A 15,841-nucleotide genomic window follows, 5' to 3' on the forward strand; every position below is an offset into this window, starting at 1 on the left:
GGCACCCTAGCCACCGCCTCAGCCCCCCGACAGCTGCCGCGAGCGCGCCCAGGCCGCCTCGACCGCCGAGACGAGCGCGGCGCGCACGCCCTCCTCGTCCAGCCGGCGCAGCGCCGCGGCCGTGGTGCCCGCCGGGGACGTGACCTGCTCGCGCAGCACCGTGGGGTGCTGGCCGGTCTCGCGCAGCATCGCCCCGGCGCCCACCACCGTCTGCACGACCAGCTCGGTCGCCGCCGCGCGCGGCAGGCCCAGCAGCACCCCCGCCTCGACCATCGCCTCCACGACGTAGAAGACGTACGCCGGCCCGGACCCCGACAGGGCCGTCACCGCGTCGATGTGCTTCTCCGGCAGCACGACCGTGCGCCCGCACGAGCGCAGCAGGTCCTCCGCCTCGGCCAGGTCCGCGTCGGTGCAGGCGGTGCCGCCGGCCAGCGCCGCCATGCCCTCGTCGACCAGGGAGGGGGTGTTCGGCATGACCCGCACCACCGCGGTGCCCGCGGGCAGCCGCGCCTCGACGGCGGCGGTCGTCACGCCCGCGGCCAGGGACACCACCAGCGCGCCGGGCGCCACGTGCGGGGCCAGGGAGTCCAGCAGCGCCTCGAGGTCCTGGGGCTTGACGGCCAGCAGGACGGTGGCGGCGTCGCGCACCGCGGACGGCTCGCCCACGACCCCGACCCCGAAGCGCTCGTGCAGCTCCGCCCCGCGCCCGGCGCGGCGGTCCACGACGAGCACGTCGCCGGGGCTGCGGCCGGCACGCAGCAGCCCGCCCAGCAGCGCCTGGCCCATCACGCCCGCACCCACCAGGGCGAGGCGACCGTGCGAGCGGGGTGCCGCCGCGGCGTCCGGGGCGCTCACGCCGTCCCCTCCCCCACCGGCGCCGGCGCCAGGTGGCGCCGGGCGAACTCCAGGGTGCGGGCGAGCTCGCGCTCGCGCGCCGCCCGGCCGCGCGCCCGGCGGGTGTTCACCTCGGCCACGACCCCGCCGGTGAACCCGCCCGCGGCCAGGTGCTGCAGGACCTCCGCGCACGGCTGCGAGCCGTCGCCGGGCACGAGGTGCTCGTCCTTCAGGGACCCCGAGCCGTCGCACAGGTGGACGTGGGCGAGGCGGTCGCCGAACGCCCGCGCCAGTTCCAGGGAGTCCAGGCCGGAGGTCGCCGCGTGGGACAGGTCCAGCGTGAGGTGGCGGTAGTCCACGTCCGTCGGGTCCCAGCCGGGGGCGTAGGCGACGACCTCCCGGCCCCGCGCGCGCCAGGGGAACATGTTCTCCACCGCCAGCGTGACGCCGGAGCTCTCCTCCAGCGCCCGGATCCCGTCGACGAAACCGGTGGCGTACTCGCGCTGCCAGCGGAACGGCGGGTGCACCACGACGGTGGGCGCGCCGAGCGTCGCGGCCAGCTCGCACGACTTCTCGACCTTGCCCCACGGGTCGCGGCGCCCCCAGATGCGCTGCGTGAGCAGCAGCGTGGGTGCGTGGACGGAGACCACCGGCACGCCGTAGTGGTCCACGAGGCGCTGCAGCGCGGCGGCGTCCTGGCTGACCGGGTCCGTCCACACCATGACCTCGATGCCGTCGTAGCCGAGGCGGGCGGCGATCTCGAAGGCCGCGGTCGTCGACTCCGGGTAGGAGCAGGAGGTCGACAGCCCGACAGCGATCGGTCCGCCGTGCTGGGGATCCATGCGGTCCAACCTAGAGCGCGACCACGTCGGCGCGCGCTCCCGGTGCCGCCGCACCGCGCTCGGCGCCGATGGCGTCCAGGCGCCGCAGGATGATCCCCTCGCGCAGCGCCCACGGCCCCACCAGGGCCTCCTCCACGCCGAACAGCTCGAACGCGGCCTCGGCGACGAGCGCCCCGGCCAGCACCTGGTGGGCGCGCTCGACCGCCACGCCGGGCAGCTGGGCGCGCTGCGCGCACGTCATCCGGCTGAGCTCGGGCACCCGGGCGCTGAGGTCCGCGCGCCGCAGCACCCGCCGCACCCGCGGCCCCTCGGCGCTGGGCGCCGCGCCGCACAGGCGCGCCAGGCTGCGGAAGGTCTTGCTGGTGACGACGACGGCGTCGGGGGCGCCGGCGCGGGTGACGTCGCGCACCCGCGCGGCGATCTGCTGGCGCACGTACCGGCGCACCTCGCGCACCGCCTCCTTGGAGGGCGGGTCCCCGGGGAGCCGGTCGCGGGTGAGCCGGCCGGCCCCCAGGGGCAGCGAGAACGACACGTCCGGCGCCTCGTCCAGGCCCGCGGCGACCTCCAGCGAACCGCCGCCGATGTCCAGGACGAGCAGCCGACCGGCCGACCAGCCGTACCAGCGGCGCACCGCCAGGAACGTCAGGTCCGCCTCGGCGGTGCCGGGCAGCACCTCCAGCCGCACGCCGGTGCGCTCGGCGACGTGGGCGAGCACCTCCTCGCCGTTGGTGGCGTCGCGCACGGCGGAGGTGGCGAACGCCAGCAGTTCCTCCACGCCGGCGTCCTCGGCGGCGCGCGCGGCCTCGTCCACGGCGGCGGTCAGGCCGGCGATCCCCTTCGCGTTCACCGCACCCGAGCCGTCCAGGTGCTCGGCGAGGCGCAGCAGCCGGCGGGTGGAGTCCGCCGCCAGCGGGTGCGCGCCCGGGTGGGCGTCCACCACGAGGAGGTGGACGGTGTTGGAACCCACGTCGAGGACGCCCAAGCGCATGCGCCAGACCCTAGGGGACCGCGGGACCGCTCCCGCACGCGCGCCGCGGAGCGGGCGCCGCAGCGCGCTTACCCTCGTGCGGTGCCCGCAGCCCCCCTCCCCGACCCGGTGGACGAGACCCCGCTGGACGGCCCGCGGCTGTGGGTCGAGTTCCCCGAGCCGGCCGACGTCGCCGACGACCCGGACGCCGCACCGGGCACCGTCTACCGCTGCGACCTGACGTGGCTGACGTCGGACTACACGTGCATCTTCGGCGCCGGCTGCCCGGGCATCCACGCCGACGCCCCCGACGTGGGCTGCTGCGCCCTGGGCGCGCACTTCACCGAGCCGGCCGACTCCGACCGCGTCGCGGCCGCCGTGCAGCGCCTCACCCCCGCCACCTGGCAGTACCACGCCACCGGCCGCGCGGAAGGCTGGACGGAGGTGGAGGACGGCGACCTCAAGACGCGGGTGGTCGACGGCGGCTGCGTGTTCGCGAACCGGTCGGGGTTCGCGGCCGGCGCCGGCTGCGCGCTGCACCTGCTGGCCCTCACCGAGGGCGTGGAGCCGCTGACGCTGAAGCCGGACGTGTGCTGGCAGCTGCCGCTGAAGCGCTCCTACCGCACGGTGACCCGCGGCGACGGCACCGAGTACCTCGAGGTGACGATCACCGAGTACGACCGCCGCGGCTGGGGCGAGGGCGGGCACGACCTGGACTGGTACTGCACCTCGAACCCGGCCGCGCACGTGGGCACCCGCCCGCTGTTCCGCAGCGCCGAGGCCGAGCTGCGCGAGCTGGTCGGCGACGGCGCGTACGAGGAGCTGGCCCGGCACTGCGAGGCGCTGGTGGGACGCGCCGGCGGGGCGCACCGGCGGCTGCTGCCGCTGACGGTGCACCCCGCGGACCCCGCGCGCGCACGCGCGCGCCGGACGCGGTGAGCCCGGCGGACCTGCCCGGGGTGGTCCCCAGCCCGAACGTGTGGGACTCCCCCGACGTCTACGAGCTGGAGAACCTCGCCGTCGACCGCGGCGGCCGGATCGAGGCGGCGATGCGCTCCGTGCGGGACTGGGCCGGCGGCGACGTCCTCGACGTGGGGTGCGGCACGGGGTTCCACCTGCCGCGGTTCGCGGCCGCCGCGCGCACCGTCACCGGCGTGGAACCGCACCCGCCGCTGCTGCGGCGCGCGCTGGAGCGGGTGCGCGGGCTGGAGGGGGTCCGGGTGCTGCACGGGGCGGCGGGGGCGCTGCCGCTGCCCCGTGCGAGCGTCGACGTCGCCCACGCGCGGTGGGCGTACTTCTTCGGCCCCGGCTGCGAGCCGGGGCTGGCCGAGCTGGAGCGGGTGGTGCGCCCGGGCGGGGCGGCGTTCGTCGTGGACAACGACGCGACGCGCTCGACGTTCGGGGACTGGTTCGCCGCGTCCCTGCCGGGCTACGACCAGGCCGCGGTGGACCGCTTCTTCGCCCGCCGCGGCTGGTCGTGCGAGCGCCTCGAGGTCGCCTGGGAGTTCGAGCGCCGCGAGGACCTGGAGGCGGTGGTGCGCATCGAGTTCGCGCCCGCGCTGGCCGAGCGGTTCCTCGCCGGGCACGCCGGCACGAGCGTGGACTACGCCGTGGTGCTGCGGCACCGCCGCTACTGAGGCCCCGGTCACACGGCCGGCGCGCAGCGCACCCGGTTGCGCCCCGCGGCCTTCGCCGCGTACAGGGCCTCGTCGGCGCGGCCCAGCAGGGTCGCCACCGGGCCGCCGGCGGCCACGCCGGCGCTGACGGTCACCACGCCCGGGCCGCCGGGGCCGGCGGGGTGGACCAGCCCGAGCCCCTGCACGGCCGCGCGCAGCCGCTCGGCGAGCTCCCCGGCGGCCTCCCCGGTGCCGGCGCCCTGCAGCAGCACGGTGAACTCCTCCCCGCCGTAGCGGGCCAGGACGTCCCCGGGGCGCAGCTGCGCCTGCAGGGCGGCCGCCACCCTCCGCAGGCACTCGTCGCCGCGCTCGTGCCCGAGCGCGTCGTTGTAGGCCTTGAAGCGGTCCACGTCCAGCATCACGGCGTGGGCCCGGCCGTCGGCCAGGGACGCCAGGTGCTCGTCGAGCCCGCGGCGGTTGAGCACGCCCGTGAGCCCGTCGCGGCGGGCGGCCTCGGCCAGGCCGGCGTTGGCGGTGGCGAGGGCCTCGATGAGCCGCGCCTGCTCGGCGACGAGCCCGGCCTCGCGGGCGCGGGCGAGGAAGGCGGCACGCTCACCGGCCTCCAGCCCGGCGGCCATGGACACCCCGAACCCGCCGCTGACGGCGACCGTCAGCAGGGTGGCGACGGCCAGCGCGGGGTCGTCGCCCGGCTGCACCGCGCCCGCCGCGGCGAAGGCGGCCAGCATGGTGACCGCCAGGAGGCCGGCGTGGCGCACGTCGCTGCGCAGCAGGACGACGCCGAACAGGACGAGGACCTGGGCGCCGAGGAAGTAGGCGTCGCCGACCTCCTCGGGCGCGCCGCGGGCCACGGCCGCCAGGGCGCCGACCTGCAGGAGGGCGCTGGCCGCGACCAGGGGGCCGTCGACCCGCGAGGCCGGGCGGCGGGCCAGGCGGCGGTGGCGCAGCAGCAGGGCCAGCAGCGTCAGGGGCGTCACCACGGCCCAGCGGGCGATCGCGGAGACGAGCGCGACCTGGGGGAAGACGAGGACGTCGACGAGCACGTACAGGTCGAACATCAGCAGGCCGGCCAGGGCGGTGACGACGAACGACCGGGAGCGGGCGGCGTTGCGCTCGGCCTGGAAGGCGCGCTCCCGGTCGGCGGGGAACCGGCGCAGCCCGCTCAGCGGCCCGTGCGGGGTCGCGCGGTGGCCGCCTGCCGCCCGCGCGCCGCTCTCCCCCACCGCTCCTGCATCGGCGCGCGGGGCGCCGCGGCCCAGGACCGGTCACCCGACCGGAGCACCCGCTGGGGCGTCCCGCCCCCGCGTGGTGACCCGGGCGCGCCGGCGCGCGACGCGCCGCCCCACCTGGGTCGCCACGCGGGGGCGGGACGGTGGATGATGGGAGCATGAGCGCGCACTCCGCCCCGCCGGTGCACAACGAGGAGCAGCGGGCCCTCGCCCCCATCCGCTGGTCGAAGCCGAGCAGCGGCACCGTCGTGGCGCTGGGCGTCTGGGTGGTCGGGCTCGCGGTCGGGGCGCTGGTGCCGATGGTCCTGCTGGGCTTCGACCCCTACCAGGCCGCCTCGGGCGGGCGGGTCGCCTTCGGCATGGCGTGCACCGTCCTCGGCGCCCTGATCATGGTCTTCTCCGCGTACCTGCTGTACCGCAAGAGCGGCAGCATCGGCGCGGCCATCCTCGCCTTCGTGCCCAGCTTCGTGCTGGTCGTGCTGGGCGTGCTCATGGCGACGACGAAGCTGCTCTACGCCGCCTGACGCGCCGCGGGCGCCGACGGGGCCCGCCGTCCCCTCCCGGGGCGGCGGGCCCCGTCGCGTCCGGGGCGGGCCGGGCCGCGTGTCGGGGGCGGCGCCTACGGTGCTGACCGTGCCGACCAGGAGCCCCGCCCGTCCCGCCAAGCCGTCCTACCGCTGCTCGGAGTGCGGGTGGACCACCGCCAAGTGGGTGGGCCGCTGCGGGGAGTGCCAGGCGTGGGGGTCGGTGGAGGAGACCGGTGCGCCCGTGGTGCGCACCACGGTGCCCGCCCAGGTGCGCGAGCCGGCCCGGCCCATCGGCGAGGTCGACGTGGAGGCCGCCCGGGCCGCGCCCACGGGCGTCGACGAGCTGGACCGCGTCCTCGGCGGGGGCCTGGTGCCGGGTGCCGTGGTGCTCATGGCCGGCGAACCCGGCGTGGGCAAGTCGACCCTGCTGCTGGACGCGGCGGCCCGCGTGGCCTCGGGCGGGCGCACCGTGCTGTACGTGACGGCCGAGGAGTCCGCGGCGCAGGTGCGCCTGCGCGCCGAGCGCATCGGGGCGCTGCACCCCCGGCTCCTGCTGGCCTCCGAGACCGACCTGGCGACCGTGCTGGGCCACGTGGAGCAGGCCGAGCCGGACCTGCTGGTCGTCGACTCCGTGCAGACGGTCGCCTCCGGGCAGGTGGAGGGCGCCGCGGGCGGCGTCTCGCAGGTGCGCGAGGTCGCCGGGGCGCTCATCGCCGTGGCCAAGCGGCGCGGCACCGCGACCCTGCTGGTGGGCCACGTCACCAAGGACGGCTCGATCGCCGGCCCGCGCACGCTGGAGCACCTGGTGGACGTGGTGTGCCAGTTCGAGGGCGAGCGGCACTCGCGGTTGCGGCTGCTGCGCGCGGTGAAGAACCGCTACGGCCCCACCGACGAGGTCGGCTGCTTCGACCTGGGCGAGGACGGCATCGTGGGCCTGCCCGATCCCAGCGGCCTGTTCGTCTCCAGCACCCCGAACCCGGTGGCCGGCACGTGCATCACGGTCACCCTGGAGGGCCGCCGGCCGCTGCTGGCGGAGCTGCAGGCCCTGGTGGCCACCGACACCTCCGCCGGCAACGCCCGCCGCGTCACCGGCGGGCTGGAGTCCAGCCGGATCGCCATGGTGCTGGCGGTGCTGCAGCGGCGCCTCGGCGTGGCGCTGGGCAACCGCGACACCTACGTCGCCACGGTGGGCGGGGTGAAGCTCACCGAGCCGTCGGTGGACCTGGCGGCGGCGCTGGCGGTGACCAGCGCGGCCGTGGACCGGCCGCTGCCCACGGGCCTGGTCGCGTTCGGGGAGGTCGGGCTGGCCGGGGAGGTCCGCCGCGTCACCGGCGTGCCGCGCCGCCTGGCGGAGGCCGCCCGGCTGGGGTTCACGACGGCGATCGTCCCCACCGGCTCGGTGCCCGAGGGCAAGGCCCCGGCGGGCGTGGCGGTGCTCGAGGCGGCGACCCTCGCCGACGCCGTCGCGCACGCCCGCCTGGGTGAGCCGGAGGAACGCCGGGACCGGGCCGGGCGCGAGCGCTGAGGCGCCCGCCGGCCGGTACGCGCGGGGCGGGGCGACGGCGGTGACGACGGCGGTGACGACGGGTGACGCCGTCGCGGCGGGCCGCCGCCGCTAGACTCCGGCACCGAGACGTTCGAAGGAGGGCCGGTGGCGACCGCGGAACGCACTCCCGAGGACATCCTGCGCGCGACCCTGGCAGCCGTCGCCCCGGGCACGGAGCTGCGCGACGGCCTGGAGCGCATCCTGCGCGGGCGCACCGGCGCCCTCATCGTGCTGGGCTTCGACCGGGTGGTCGACGCGCTCAGCACGGGCGGCTTCGCCCTGGACGTGGAGTTCTCCGCCACCCGGCTGCGCGAGCTGGCCAAGATGGACGGCGCCATCGTCTGCGACCGCGACGTGACGCGCATCCTGCGCGCGGCGGTGCAGCTGGTGCCCGACTCCTCCATCGAGACCAGCGAGTCCGGCACCCGGCACCGCACCGCCGAGCGCGTGGCGAAGCAGACGGGCTACCCGGTCATCTCGGTGTCGCAGTCCATGCGGATCGTCGCCGTGTACGTGGGGTCGCGCCGGTACGTCCTGGAGGGCTCGGACGCCATCCTGGGCCGCGCCAACCAGGCCCTGCAGACGCTGGAGCGCTACCGCGCCCGCCTCGACGAGGTGACGGGCACGCTCTCGGCGCTGGAGATCGAGGACCTGGTGACGGTCCGCGACGTGTGCTCGGTGGTGCAGCGCATCGAGATGGTGCGCCGCATCGCCGACGAGATCGCCGGGTACGTCGTCGAGCTGGGCGTGGACGGGCGGTTGCTGTCGCTGCAGCTGGACGAGCTCATCGGGGGTGTCGGTCCCGACCGCGAGCTCGTGGTCCGCGACTACCTGGAGTCGGGTCGCCACGAGGGTCCGCTGGAGGTCGTGCTGGACTCCCTGGCCCAGCTGCACTCCACCGAGCTGGTGGACCTCAGCCAGGTGGCACGCGTCCTCGGCTTCTCCGTGGGCGGCGACTCCCTCGACTCGGCGGTCAGCCCGCGCGGCTTCCGCCTGCTCAACCGGGTGCCGCGGCTGCCCGGCGCCATCGTGGAGCGCCTGGTGGACCAGTTCGGGGACCTGCAGAAGCTGCTCGCGGCCGGCATCGACGACCTCATGACGGTCGACGGCGTGGGCGAGCAGCGGGCCCGCGCGGTGCGCGAGGGCCTGTCCCGCCTGGCGGAGTCCAGCATCCTGGAGCGCTACGTCTGAGCCCCGCGGCGGCGAGGGAGTGCGGTCTCAGCCGGTCAGGGTGATGGTCAGCGGCTCGGCGGACACGTCGTTCCAGCTGCCCCGCACGGTGTAGGTGCCGACCTCGGCGACGGGCTGGTCGTCCGGGCAGCCTGCGGCGGAGCGCTGGCGCGACCAGGTGGTGCGCATGGAGCGCGAGTCGCCCGGCTCCAGCTCGTAGTCCTGGGTGGACGTGGAGCTCTGGCAGTCGGCGGTGGACCACACCTGCTCACCGGAGGCGTCCTGGACGGTGAAGGTGCGCATCCCGCTGCCGATCTCGGCGGTGCACGTCGTCTCGGAGGAGTTGCGCACCGTCAGCACGAAGCGGGGGGTGACGCCGGGGCCGTAGGCGGTGGCCTCGGAGGTGAGCAGCACGTCCAGCGCCTCGCGGGTGCACGGTTCCACCCGCGCCGGGGTGCTGGACGTGGCGGAGGGTTCGTCCGTCGCGGCGGTCTGCGTGCTCGCCGAGGGCGTGGGGGCGCCGACGGTGGGCGAGACCTGCTCGGGGTCGAGCCGGGCGACGGCCTGCTGCGAGGACGTCTCCGGCAGCAGCGCCCGCACGCCGAGGACCGCGCCCACCAGGAGGAGGACGAGGACGAGGGCGGCCAGGAGGCGGCGTCGCCAGTAGGTGGACCGGCGCTCGGGCCCGACGGGGTGCAGCACGCTGCTCACCGCAGCGAAGGTAGGCGCCGTGCGAGGGCGTCGCGCGCAGGCGCGCCGCCCGATGGCACGGCCCGGGTCACCGCTGCCCGATGGCGGCGACCCTGCGCCTCCACCTCACCACTCTGCGCACTCACGACTCCGCGCGGAACCCGCGGTGGTCGTGGGTGTTGCAACTCCCACGACCACCGCGGAGGATCCGGCGGTGCCCCGCACGTCCTCCACCACCCCCGCCCCCCTCATCGCCACCGCCGTCCCCTCCACCACTGCGACGGGCGCCGGGGCCGGTGAGCCGGTGGACCTGCACCGCACCGTCCTCGACTGGTACGCCGCCCACGCCCGCGACCTGCCGTGGCGGCACGAGGACTGCTCGCCGTGGGGGGTGCTGGTCAGCGAGGTGATGCTGCAGCAGACGCCGGTGGCGCGGGTGCTGCCGCGCTGGCGCGAGTGGCTGGACCGATGGCCCACCCCGGCGGCGCTGGCCGCGGAGGCCCCCGGGGAGGCGGTGCGCGCCTGGGACCGGCTGGGCTACCCGCGACGGGCGCTGCGGCTGCACGCCGCCGCGGTCGCCATCACGGCCGAGCACGGCGGCCGGGTGCCCGACGACCACGCCGCCCTGCTGGCCCTGCCGGGCATCGGCGCCTACACCGCGGCCGCGGTGGCCGCCTTCGCCTTCCGGCGCCGGCACGCCGTGGTCGACACCAACGTCCGGCGCGTGCACGCGCGCGCCGTGAGCGGTGCGGCGGAACCGGCGCCGGCCCTCACCGCCGCCGAGACGCGCCTGGCCGCGCAGCTGCTGCCGGAGGACCCGGAGACGGCGGCGCGCTGGTCGGTGGGCGTCATGGAGCTGGGAGCGCTGGTCTGCACGGCACGCGCGCCGCGCTGCCCGGCCTGCCCGCTGCTGGACCGCTGCGCCTGGGTGGTGGCGGGCCGCCCCGAGCACACCGGCCCCGTCCGTCGGGTGCAGCGCTGGGCGGGCACGGACCGGCAGGTGCGCGGGCGGCTGCTGGCGGTGCTGCGGGAGGCGGAGAGTCCGGTGACCACCGCCGAGCTGGCCGCCGCCTGGACCACCGACCCCGTCCAGCGCGAGCGCTGCCTGGACGGCCTGGTCGCCGACGGTCTCGTCGAACCCCTGCCCGACGGCCGCTTCGGCCTCCCCCGCTCCTGACGAACCCCGTGGTGATCGGAGGTTGCCGGGCGGAGGGGACGGAGCGGCTCAGAGGTGGCGCAGCGCCTCGGCGACGACGACGTCGGGGCCGCCCTCCACGCACACCTGGAAACCCGGCTCGTCGGGCTGCAGGTCCTCCAGGGTGTCGAGCTGGCTGCGCAGCAGCGAGGCGGGCATGTAGTGCCCCTCGCGGTTCGCGAGGCGCTCGGTGAGGACCTCCTCGGGGACCACGAGCTGGCAGAAGCGCACCGTGGGGTGGCCCCGGCCCAGCAGCTCGCGGTAGGACCGCTTGAGCGCCGAGCAGGTGACGACGACGGACTCCCCGTCGGCCTCGCGCTCGCCGACCCAGGCGGCGATGGCGCGCAGCCACGGCCACCGGTCGTCGTCGTCCAGGGGGGTCCCCTCGCGCATCTTCTCGACGTTGGCGCGCGGGTGGAAGTCGTCACCCTCGGCGTACTCCCAGCCGCGGTCCTCCGCGACGCCCAGGGCGACGGTGGTCTTCCCGCTGCCCGAGACACCCATGACGATCAGGGAGGTGGAGCCGCTGGTGTGGTTGTCGTCGCTCACGGGGGTTCCTCCTCGGTGCGGCCGCGGGGCTCGACCCGCAGCATCCTGGTGTTGCCGAGCGTGTTGGGCTTCACGCGCGCGAGGTCGAGGAACTCCGCGACGCCCTCGTCGTGCGAGCGCAGCATCTCCGCGTAGACGTCGGGGTCCACGGGGGTGCCGTCGATCTCCCGGAAGCCGTGGGCGGCGAAGAAGGACGTCTCGAAGGTGAGGCAGAACAGCCGGCTGACGCCCAGCCGGGCGGCACGCTCCAGCAGCGCCTCGAGGAGGCGGTGCCCCACCCCCCGCCCGCGCACGGACCGGTCCACGGCCAGGGTGCGCACCTCGGCCAGGTCCTCCCACAGCACGTGCAGCGCTCCGCACCCCACGACGCGCGTGCCGCCGGGGGCCGCGGGGTCGTCGACCTCGGCGACGACGAACTCCTGCACGGCCTCGTAGAGGGTGATGAGCTCCTTGGCGAGCAGGATGCGTTCGCGCGCGTACTCCTCGACCAGGGCGCGGACCACGGGGACGTCGCCGGTGCGGGCCGGTCGGACCCGCACCGCTCGTGTCGTCGCTGCCGCCGTCACGCCCGTCACGGCGACGATCTTCGCAGAGACCGGCCCCGACGGCTCCCGGACGCACGACGGCCCGGCACCCCCGCGGGGTGCCGGGCCGTCGTGGCGGATCACCGGGTGGAGCGCCGCGCGCCCCACCCGGCCGGGCTCACTGCCCGTCGGCGCCCTTGCCCAGGGAGAGCGTGACCGGCACGTCCTCCTTGGTGGTGCCCTCGAAGGTGAACTTCTGCTCGCTGCCCTCGCCCTCGGTGTCGACCGAGACGATCTGACCGGCGCGCAGGTCCCCGAAGAGGATCTTCTCGGACAGGACGTCCTCGATGTCGCGCTGGATCGTGCGGCGCAGCGGCCGCGCACCCAGGACGGGGTCGTAGCCCTTGGTCGCCAGCAGCACCTTGGCGGACGGGGTGAGCTCGATGCCCATGTCCTTGTCCTTGAGGCGCTCGTCCAGCCGCGCCAGGAACAGGTCGACGATCTGGATGATCTCGTCCTGCGTCAGCTGCGGGAAGACGACGATGTCGTCGACGCGGTTGAGGAACTCGGGCCGGAAGTGCTGCTTGAGCTCTTCGTTGACCTTGGACTTCATCCGGTCGTAGTTGGTCTGCGTCGTCTGGCTGCCGGCGGCGAAGCCGGTCCCCACACCCTTGGAGATGTCCCGGGTGCCCAGGTTCGTCGTCATGATGATCACGGTGTTCTTGAAGTCCACCACGCGGCCCTGGGAGTCGGTCAGGCGACCGTCCTCCAGGATCTGCAGCAGCGAGTTGAAGATGTCCGGGTGGGCCTTCTCCACCTCGTCGAACAGCACGACGGAGAACGGCTTGCGGCGCACCTTCTCGGTCAGCTGGCCGCCCTCCTCGTACCCGACGTAGCCGGGCGGGGAGCCGAAGAGGCGCGAGACGGTGTGCTTCTCGGAGAACTCGCTCATGTCCAGCTGGATGAGCGCGTCCTCCTCGCCGAAGAGGAACTCCGCCAGCGCCTTGGCCAGCTCCGTCTTACCGACACCGGTCGGGCCGGCGAAGATGAACGAGCCGCCGGGGCGCTTGGGGTCCTTCAGGCCGGCGCGGGTGCGCCGGATGGCCTGGGACAGGGCCTTGATGGCGTCGTTCTGGCCGATGACGCGCTTGTGGAGCTCGGTCTCCATGTTGAGCAGGCGAGCGGACTCCTCCTCGGTGAGCCGGACGACCGGGATGCCCGTGGCCGTGGCCAGGACCTCCGCGATCAGCTCCTCGTCGACCTCGGCGATGACGTCCATGTCGCCGGACTTCCACTGCTTCTCGCGCTCGCCCTTCTGCGCCAGGAGCTTCTTCTCCTTGTCGCGCAGCGAGGCCGCCTTCTCGAAGTCCTGCGCGTCGATCGCGGACTCCTTCTCGCGGCGGACGTCGGCGATGCGCTCGTCGAACTCGCGCAGGTCCGGCGGAGCGGTCATCCGGCGGATGCGCAGCCGCGCGCCCGCCTCGTCGATGAGGTCGATCGCCTTGTCGGGCAGGTAGCGGTCGTTGACGTAGCGGTCGGCCAGCGTCGCGGCGGCCACCAGGGCGGCGTCGGTGATGGAGACGCGGTGGTGCGCCTCGTAGCGGTCGCGCAGGCCCTTGAGGATCTCGATGGCGTGCGGCAGCGTCGGCTCGGGCACCTGGATGGGCTGGAAGCGGCGCTCCAGGGCCGGGTCCTTCTCGATGTGCTTGCGGAACTCGTCGAGGGTGGTGGCCCCGATGGTCTGCAGCTCGCCGCGGGCCAGCATCGGCTTGAGGATGCTGGCGGCGTCGATGGCGCCTTCGGCAGCGCCGGCACCGACGAGGGTGTGGATCTCGTCGATGAACAGGATGATGTCGCCGCGGGTGCGGATCTCCTTGAGGACCTTGCGCAGGCGCTCCTCGAAGTCGCCGCGGTAGCGGGAGCCCGCCACGAGCGCGCCGAGGTCGAGGGTGTAGATCTGCTTGTCCTTGAGGGTCTCGGGCACCTCGCCGCGCACGACGGACTGCGCCAGGCCCTCGACGACGGCGGTCTTGCCGACGCCGGGCTCGCCGATGAGGATCGGGTTGTTCTTGGTGCGGCGCGAGAGCACCTGCATGACGCGCTCGATCTGCGGGTCGCGGCCGATCACCGGGTCCAGCTTGCCCTCGCGGGCGGCCTGGGTGAGGTTGCGGCCGAACTGGTCGAGGACCAGCGAGCCGGACGGGGTGCCCTCCTGGGGGCCGCCGGCCGTCGCGGGCTCCTTGCCCTGGTACCCGGACAGCAGCTGGATGACCTGCTGGCGGACGCGGTTGAGGTCCGCGCCGAGCTTGACGAGGACCTGGGCGGCGACGCCCTCGCCCTCGCGGATGAGGCCGAGCAGGATGTGCTCGGTCCCGATGTAGTTGTGGCCCAGCTGCAGCGCCTCGCGCAGCGACAGCTCCAGGACCTTCTTGGCGCGGGGGGTGAAGGGGATGTGACCGGACGGGGCCTGCTGGCCCTGGCCGATGATCTCCTGGACCTGCTCGCGGACCGCGTCCAGGGAGATGCCCAGCGACTCGAGGGCCTTGGCGGCGACGCCCTCACCCTCGTGGATCAGGCCGAGCAGGATGTGCTCGGTCCCGATGTAGTTGTGGTTGAGCATCCGGGCCTCTTCCTGGGCCAGGACGACGACCCGTCGGGCGCGGTCGGTGAACCTCTCGAACATGCGGCGCTCCTCGCGGGTGGTCGGGTCCTGGGAGCTCCTCCCCCACGGACCACTCCGATGCTAGTCCCGGGCCCCGACACCTTCACGCCGTCCGCGTCGCCGCGACGGCCGGAGGGGGTCGGAGCCCCGTCTCCCTGACCAACCTGCGCCCCTCCGGCGGTGTTCCGCCACGCCGTTCGCTGGCGGCGGACGCGGCCGGGCGGCGCCCGGCGGTGCTCCCCCCTCGGCGCGACGTCCTCCCGTACCGTCGGGGGGCGACCGCCGCACCCGCCCGGACGGGCCCGGCGGTCGCGAGGACGGGCCCGGGACGGGCCCGGGGACGAGCACGACAGGGGGACGGGGACGTGGGGACGGACGGGGACGTGCGGACGGACGGGGCCACCGGCACGGTGGCGGCGGGACCCGGGGGCGGGCCGGCGACCGCGGGGGCGGCCGCGGGGACCGGTGACGGGGCACCGGAGCGGATCGGGCTCCTGGAGCAGCTCAAGGAGGACGTGGCGGTCAACGGCGGGCTGCTCAGGCCCGGCACCCAGGCCGTGGTCGTGCACCGGCTGGGGGCCTGGACGCGCAGCGACGCCGTCCCGCCGTGGGCCCGCGTCGTGGCGCGCAGGCTGGGCACGCTCGGGCACGTGGTGATCCGCAACGTCTACGGCATCGAGCTGCCGCCCACCACGGTCGTGGGCCGCCGGGTGCGCATCGCCCACCAGAACGGCATCGTCGTGCACCCCCACAGCCGCATCGGCGACGACTGCATCATCCGGCAGGGGGTGTCCATCGGCGCCGGCATGGGCGACGGGGAGCGCTTCGCGCGCCAGGCGCCCGTCCTGGGCCGGGGGGTGTCGGTGGGTGCCGGGGCCGTGGTCGTCGGGGGCGTCACGGTGGGCGACGAGGCCGTCATCGGGCCCAACGCGACGGTCATGACCAACGTCAAGCCGAGGGTGCGCGTGCTGGCGCCGCCGCCGCGGATGATGGCGCTGCCCGAGGCCGTGGCCCAGCGCGAGCAGGAGGCCCGCGGCCGCTGAGCCCGGTGGTCCCCCGGCCCCGCGGGGGCCCGGGGACCACCGGGTCGGGTGAGCCGGGTCGGGTGAGCCGGTCAGGCGAGGTGGAAGTACTCCTCCAGGCGCTCCATCGCGCGGTCCGGGTGCTCACCGGTGGCGAAGAAGCGCGCCATGGTCGACTGCCAGCGCCCGTTGACCTCCTCGCGGTCCATGGCGGCCACCGCCGCGTCGAAGTCGTCGGCCACGCAGTAGCCGACGACGAGGCCGTCCTCGCGCCGCAGGAACAGCGAGTAGTCGCGCCAGCCGGCTCGGCTGAGGGCCTCGAGCATCTCGGGCCAGACGTGCTCGTGGGCCTGGAGGTACTCGTCCACCAGCTCGGGACGCAGGTGCATGAGGAAGCAGGCGCGTTCGGCCACCGCAGGTCCACCTCTCCGTGGGGTCGTGGGTGCCGAT

Annotated in this window: 16 protein-coding genes; 7 read left to right on the top strand and 9 right to left on the bottom strand. The window is 75.6% G+C overall.

The genetic code is table 11. The features are described 5' to 3' along the window. Positions 1-18: 18 nt before the first annotated feature. The 3 genes from proC to ACRYR8_RS02115 form a co-directional block, all read right to left on the bottom strand. Positions 19-786: a pyrroline-5-carboxylate reductase gene (gene proC / locus ACRYR8_RS02105; protein WP_432482482.1), complete on the bottom strand. Its 768-nt coding sequence runs from the start codon at positions 784-786 to the stop codon at positions 19-21. 65 nt (positions 787-851) lie between these two features. Then, the gene (locus tag ACRYR8_RS02110) at positions 852-1,676 is read right to left on the bottom strand and encodes a sugar phosphate isomerase/epimerase family protein (protein ID WP_432482418.1); all 825 of its coding nucleotides are present in this window, start codon (positions 1,674-1,676) and stop codon (positions 852-854) included. A gap of 10 nt (positions 1,677-1,686) precedes the next feature. Beyond that, positions 1,687-2,664, bottom strand: coding sequence for a Ppx/GppA family phosphatase (locus ACRYR8_RS02115; RefSeq protein WP_432482419.1), 978 nt, complete (start codon positions 2,662-2,664; stop codon positions 1,687-1,689). 81 nt (positions 2,665-2,745) lie between these two features. On the opposite strand from ACRYR8_RS02115, the gene ACRYR8_RS02120 reads away from it, so the two are divergent. Further along, on the top strand, positions 2,746-3,582 hold the full coding sequence (locus ACRYR8_RS02120; protein ID WP_432482420.1) for a DUF3109 family protein: 837 nt from the start codon (positions 2,746-2,748) through the stop codon (positions 3,580-3,582). Beyond that, positions 3,579-4,280 carry a class I SAM-dependent methyltransferase gene (locus ACRYR8_RS02125; protein ID WP_432482421.1) on the top strand — a complete coding sequence of 234 codons (702 nt, stop codon included), beginning with the start codon at positions 3,579-3,581 and terminating at the stop codon, positions 4,278-4,280. Before ACRYR8_RS02120 ends, ACRYR8_RS02125 begins: the two co-directional genes overlap by 4 nt. Positions 4,281-4,288: 8 nt before the next feature. On the opposite strand, the gene ACRYR8_RS02130 is transcribed toward ACRYR8_RS02125, so the two are convergent. Further along, the gene (locus ACRYR8_RS02130; RefSeq protein ID WP_432482422.1) at positions 4,289-5,500 is read right to left on the bottom strand and encodes a GGDEF domain-containing protein; all 1,212 of its coding nucleotides are present in this window, start codon (positions 5,498-5,500) and stop codon (positions 4,289-4,291) included. 164 nt (positions 5,501-5,664) lie between these two features. On the opposite strand from ACRYR8_RS02130, the gene ACRYR8_RS02135 reads away from it, so the two are divergent. The 3 genes from ACRYR8_RS02135 to disA all read left to right on the top strand — a co-directional run bounded on the left by ACRYR8_RS02135 (position 5,665) and on the right by disA (position 8,770). Then, on the top strand, positions 5,665-6,030 hold the full coding sequence (locus ACRYR8_RS02135) for a hypothetical protein (RefSeq protein WP_432482423.1): 366 nt from the start codon (positions 5,665-5,667) through the stop codon (positions 6,028-6,030). Between the two features lie 109 nt (positions 6,031-6,139). After that, the gene (gene radA, locus ACRYR8_RS02140) at positions 6,140-7,558 is read left to right on the top strand and encodes a DNA repair protein RadA (RefSeq protein WP_432482424.1); all 1,419 of its coding nucleotides are present in this window, start codon (positions 6,140-6,142) and stop codon (positions 7,556-7,558) included. A 126-nt stretch (positions 7,559-7,684) separates the two neighbouring features. Beyond that, positions 7,685-8,770, top strand: a complete 1,086-nt coding sequence (disA, locus tag ACRYR8_RS02145) for a DNA integrity scanning diadenylate cyclase DisA (RefSeq protein ID WP_432482425.1) — start codon at positions 7,685-7,687, stop codon at positions 8,768-8,770. A 27-nt stretch (positions 8,771-8,797) separates the two neighbouring features. Here the strand turns inward: disA and ACRYR8_RS02150 are convergent, their stop codons facing one another. Continuing rightward, entirely contained in the window at positions 8,798-9,460 is a 663-nt protein-coding gene (locus ACRYR8_RS02150) for a BsuPI-related putative proteinase inhibitor (RefSeq protein ID WP_432482426.1), read from the bottom strand. Between the two features lie 193 nt (positions 9,461-9,653). Between ACRYR8_RS02150 and ACRYR8_RS02155 the strand changes: the two genes are divergently transcribed. Further along, positions 9,654-10,616: an HhH-GPD family protein gene (locus ACRYR8_RS02155; RefSeq protein ID WP_432482427.1), complete on the top strand. Its 963-nt coding sequence runs from the start codon at positions 9,654-9,656 to the stop codon at positions 10,614-10,616. Between the two features lie 48 nt (positions 10,617-10,664). Here the strand turns inward: ACRYR8_RS02155 and ACRYR8_RS02160 are convergent, their stop codons facing one another. The 3 genes from ACRYR8_RS02160 to ACRYR8_RS02170 form a co-directional block, all read right to left on the bottom strand. Next, positions 10,665-11,138, bottom strand: a complete 474-nt coding sequence (locus tag ACRYR8_RS02160; RefSeq protein WP_432482483.1) for a gluconokinase — start codon at positions 11,136-11,138, stop codon at positions 10,665-10,667. Between the two features lie 41 nt (positions 11,139-11,179). Next, positions 11,180-11,722, bottom strand: coding sequence for an amino-acid N-acetyltransferase (locus ACRYR8_RS02165; protein ID WP_432482428.1), 543 nt, complete (start codon positions 11,720-11,722; stop codon positions 11,180-11,182). Between the two features lie 163 nt (positions 11,723-11,885). Beyond that, positions 11,886-14,390 carry an ATP-dependent Clp protease ATP-binding subunit gene (locus ACRYR8_RS02170; RefSeq protein WP_432482429.1) on the bottom strand — a complete coding sequence of 835 codons (2,505 nt, stop codon included), beginning with the start codon at positions 14,388-14,390 and terminating at the stop codon, positions 11,886-11,888. 362 nt (positions 14,391-14,752) lie between these two features. On the opposite strand from ACRYR8_RS02170, the gene ACRYR8_RS02175 reads away from it, so the two are divergent. Continuing rightward, positions 14,753-15,412 carry a serine acetyltransferase gene (locus tag ACRYR8_RS02175; RefSeq protein ID WP_432482430.1) on the top strand — a complete coding sequence of 220 codons (660 nt, stop codon included), beginning with the start codon at positions 14,753-14,755 and terminating at the stop codon, positions 15,410-15,412. 71 nt (positions 15,413-15,483) lie between these two features. Here ACRYR8_RS02175 and ACRYR8_RS02180 read toward each other — a convergent pair whose 3' ends face one another. Further along, a complete protein-coding gene (locus ACRYR8_RS02180) occupies positions 15,484-15,804 on the bottom strand; it encodes an L-rhamnose mutarotase (RefSeq protein WP_432482431.1) in 321 nt (106 codons plus the stop codon). Positions 15,805-15,841: the final 37 nt, after the last annotated feature.

This window comes from Kineococcus esterisolvens (assembly GCF_050871405.1).
Taxonomy (GTDB): Bacteria; Actinomycetota; Actinomycetes; order Actinomycetales; family Kineococcaceae; genus Kineococcus.

What these genes read in the sequence shown, in the direction of transcription:
- ACRYR8_RS02135 (WP_432482423.1), top strand. Translation starts at nt 5,665, where the DNA reads ATGAGCGCGCACTCCGCCCCGCCGGTGCACAACGAGGAGCAGCGGGCC.
- ACRYR8_RS02110 (WP_432482418.1), bottom strand. Translation starts at nt 1,676, where the DNA reads ATGGATCCCCAGCACGGCGGACCGATCGCTGTCGGGCTGTCGACCTCC.
- ACRYR8_RS02170 (WP_432482429.1), bottom strand. Translation starts at nt 14,390, where the DNA reads ATGTTCGAGAGGTTCACCGACCGCGCCCGACGGGTCGTCGTCCTGGCC.
- ACRYR8_RS02160 (WP_432482483.1), bottom strand. Translation starts at nt 11,138, where the DNA reads ATGGGTGTCTCGGGCAGCGGGAAGACCACCGTCGCCCTGGGCGTCGCG.
- ACRYR8_RS02115 (WP_432482419.1), bottom strand. Translation starts at nt 2,664, where the DNA reads ATGCGCTTGGGCGTCCTCGACGTGGGTTCCAACACCGTCCACCTCCTC.
- proC (WP_432482482.1), bottom strand. Translation starts at nt 786, where the DNA reads ATGGGCCAGGCGCTGCTGGGCGGGCTGCTGCGTGCCGGCCGCAGCCCC.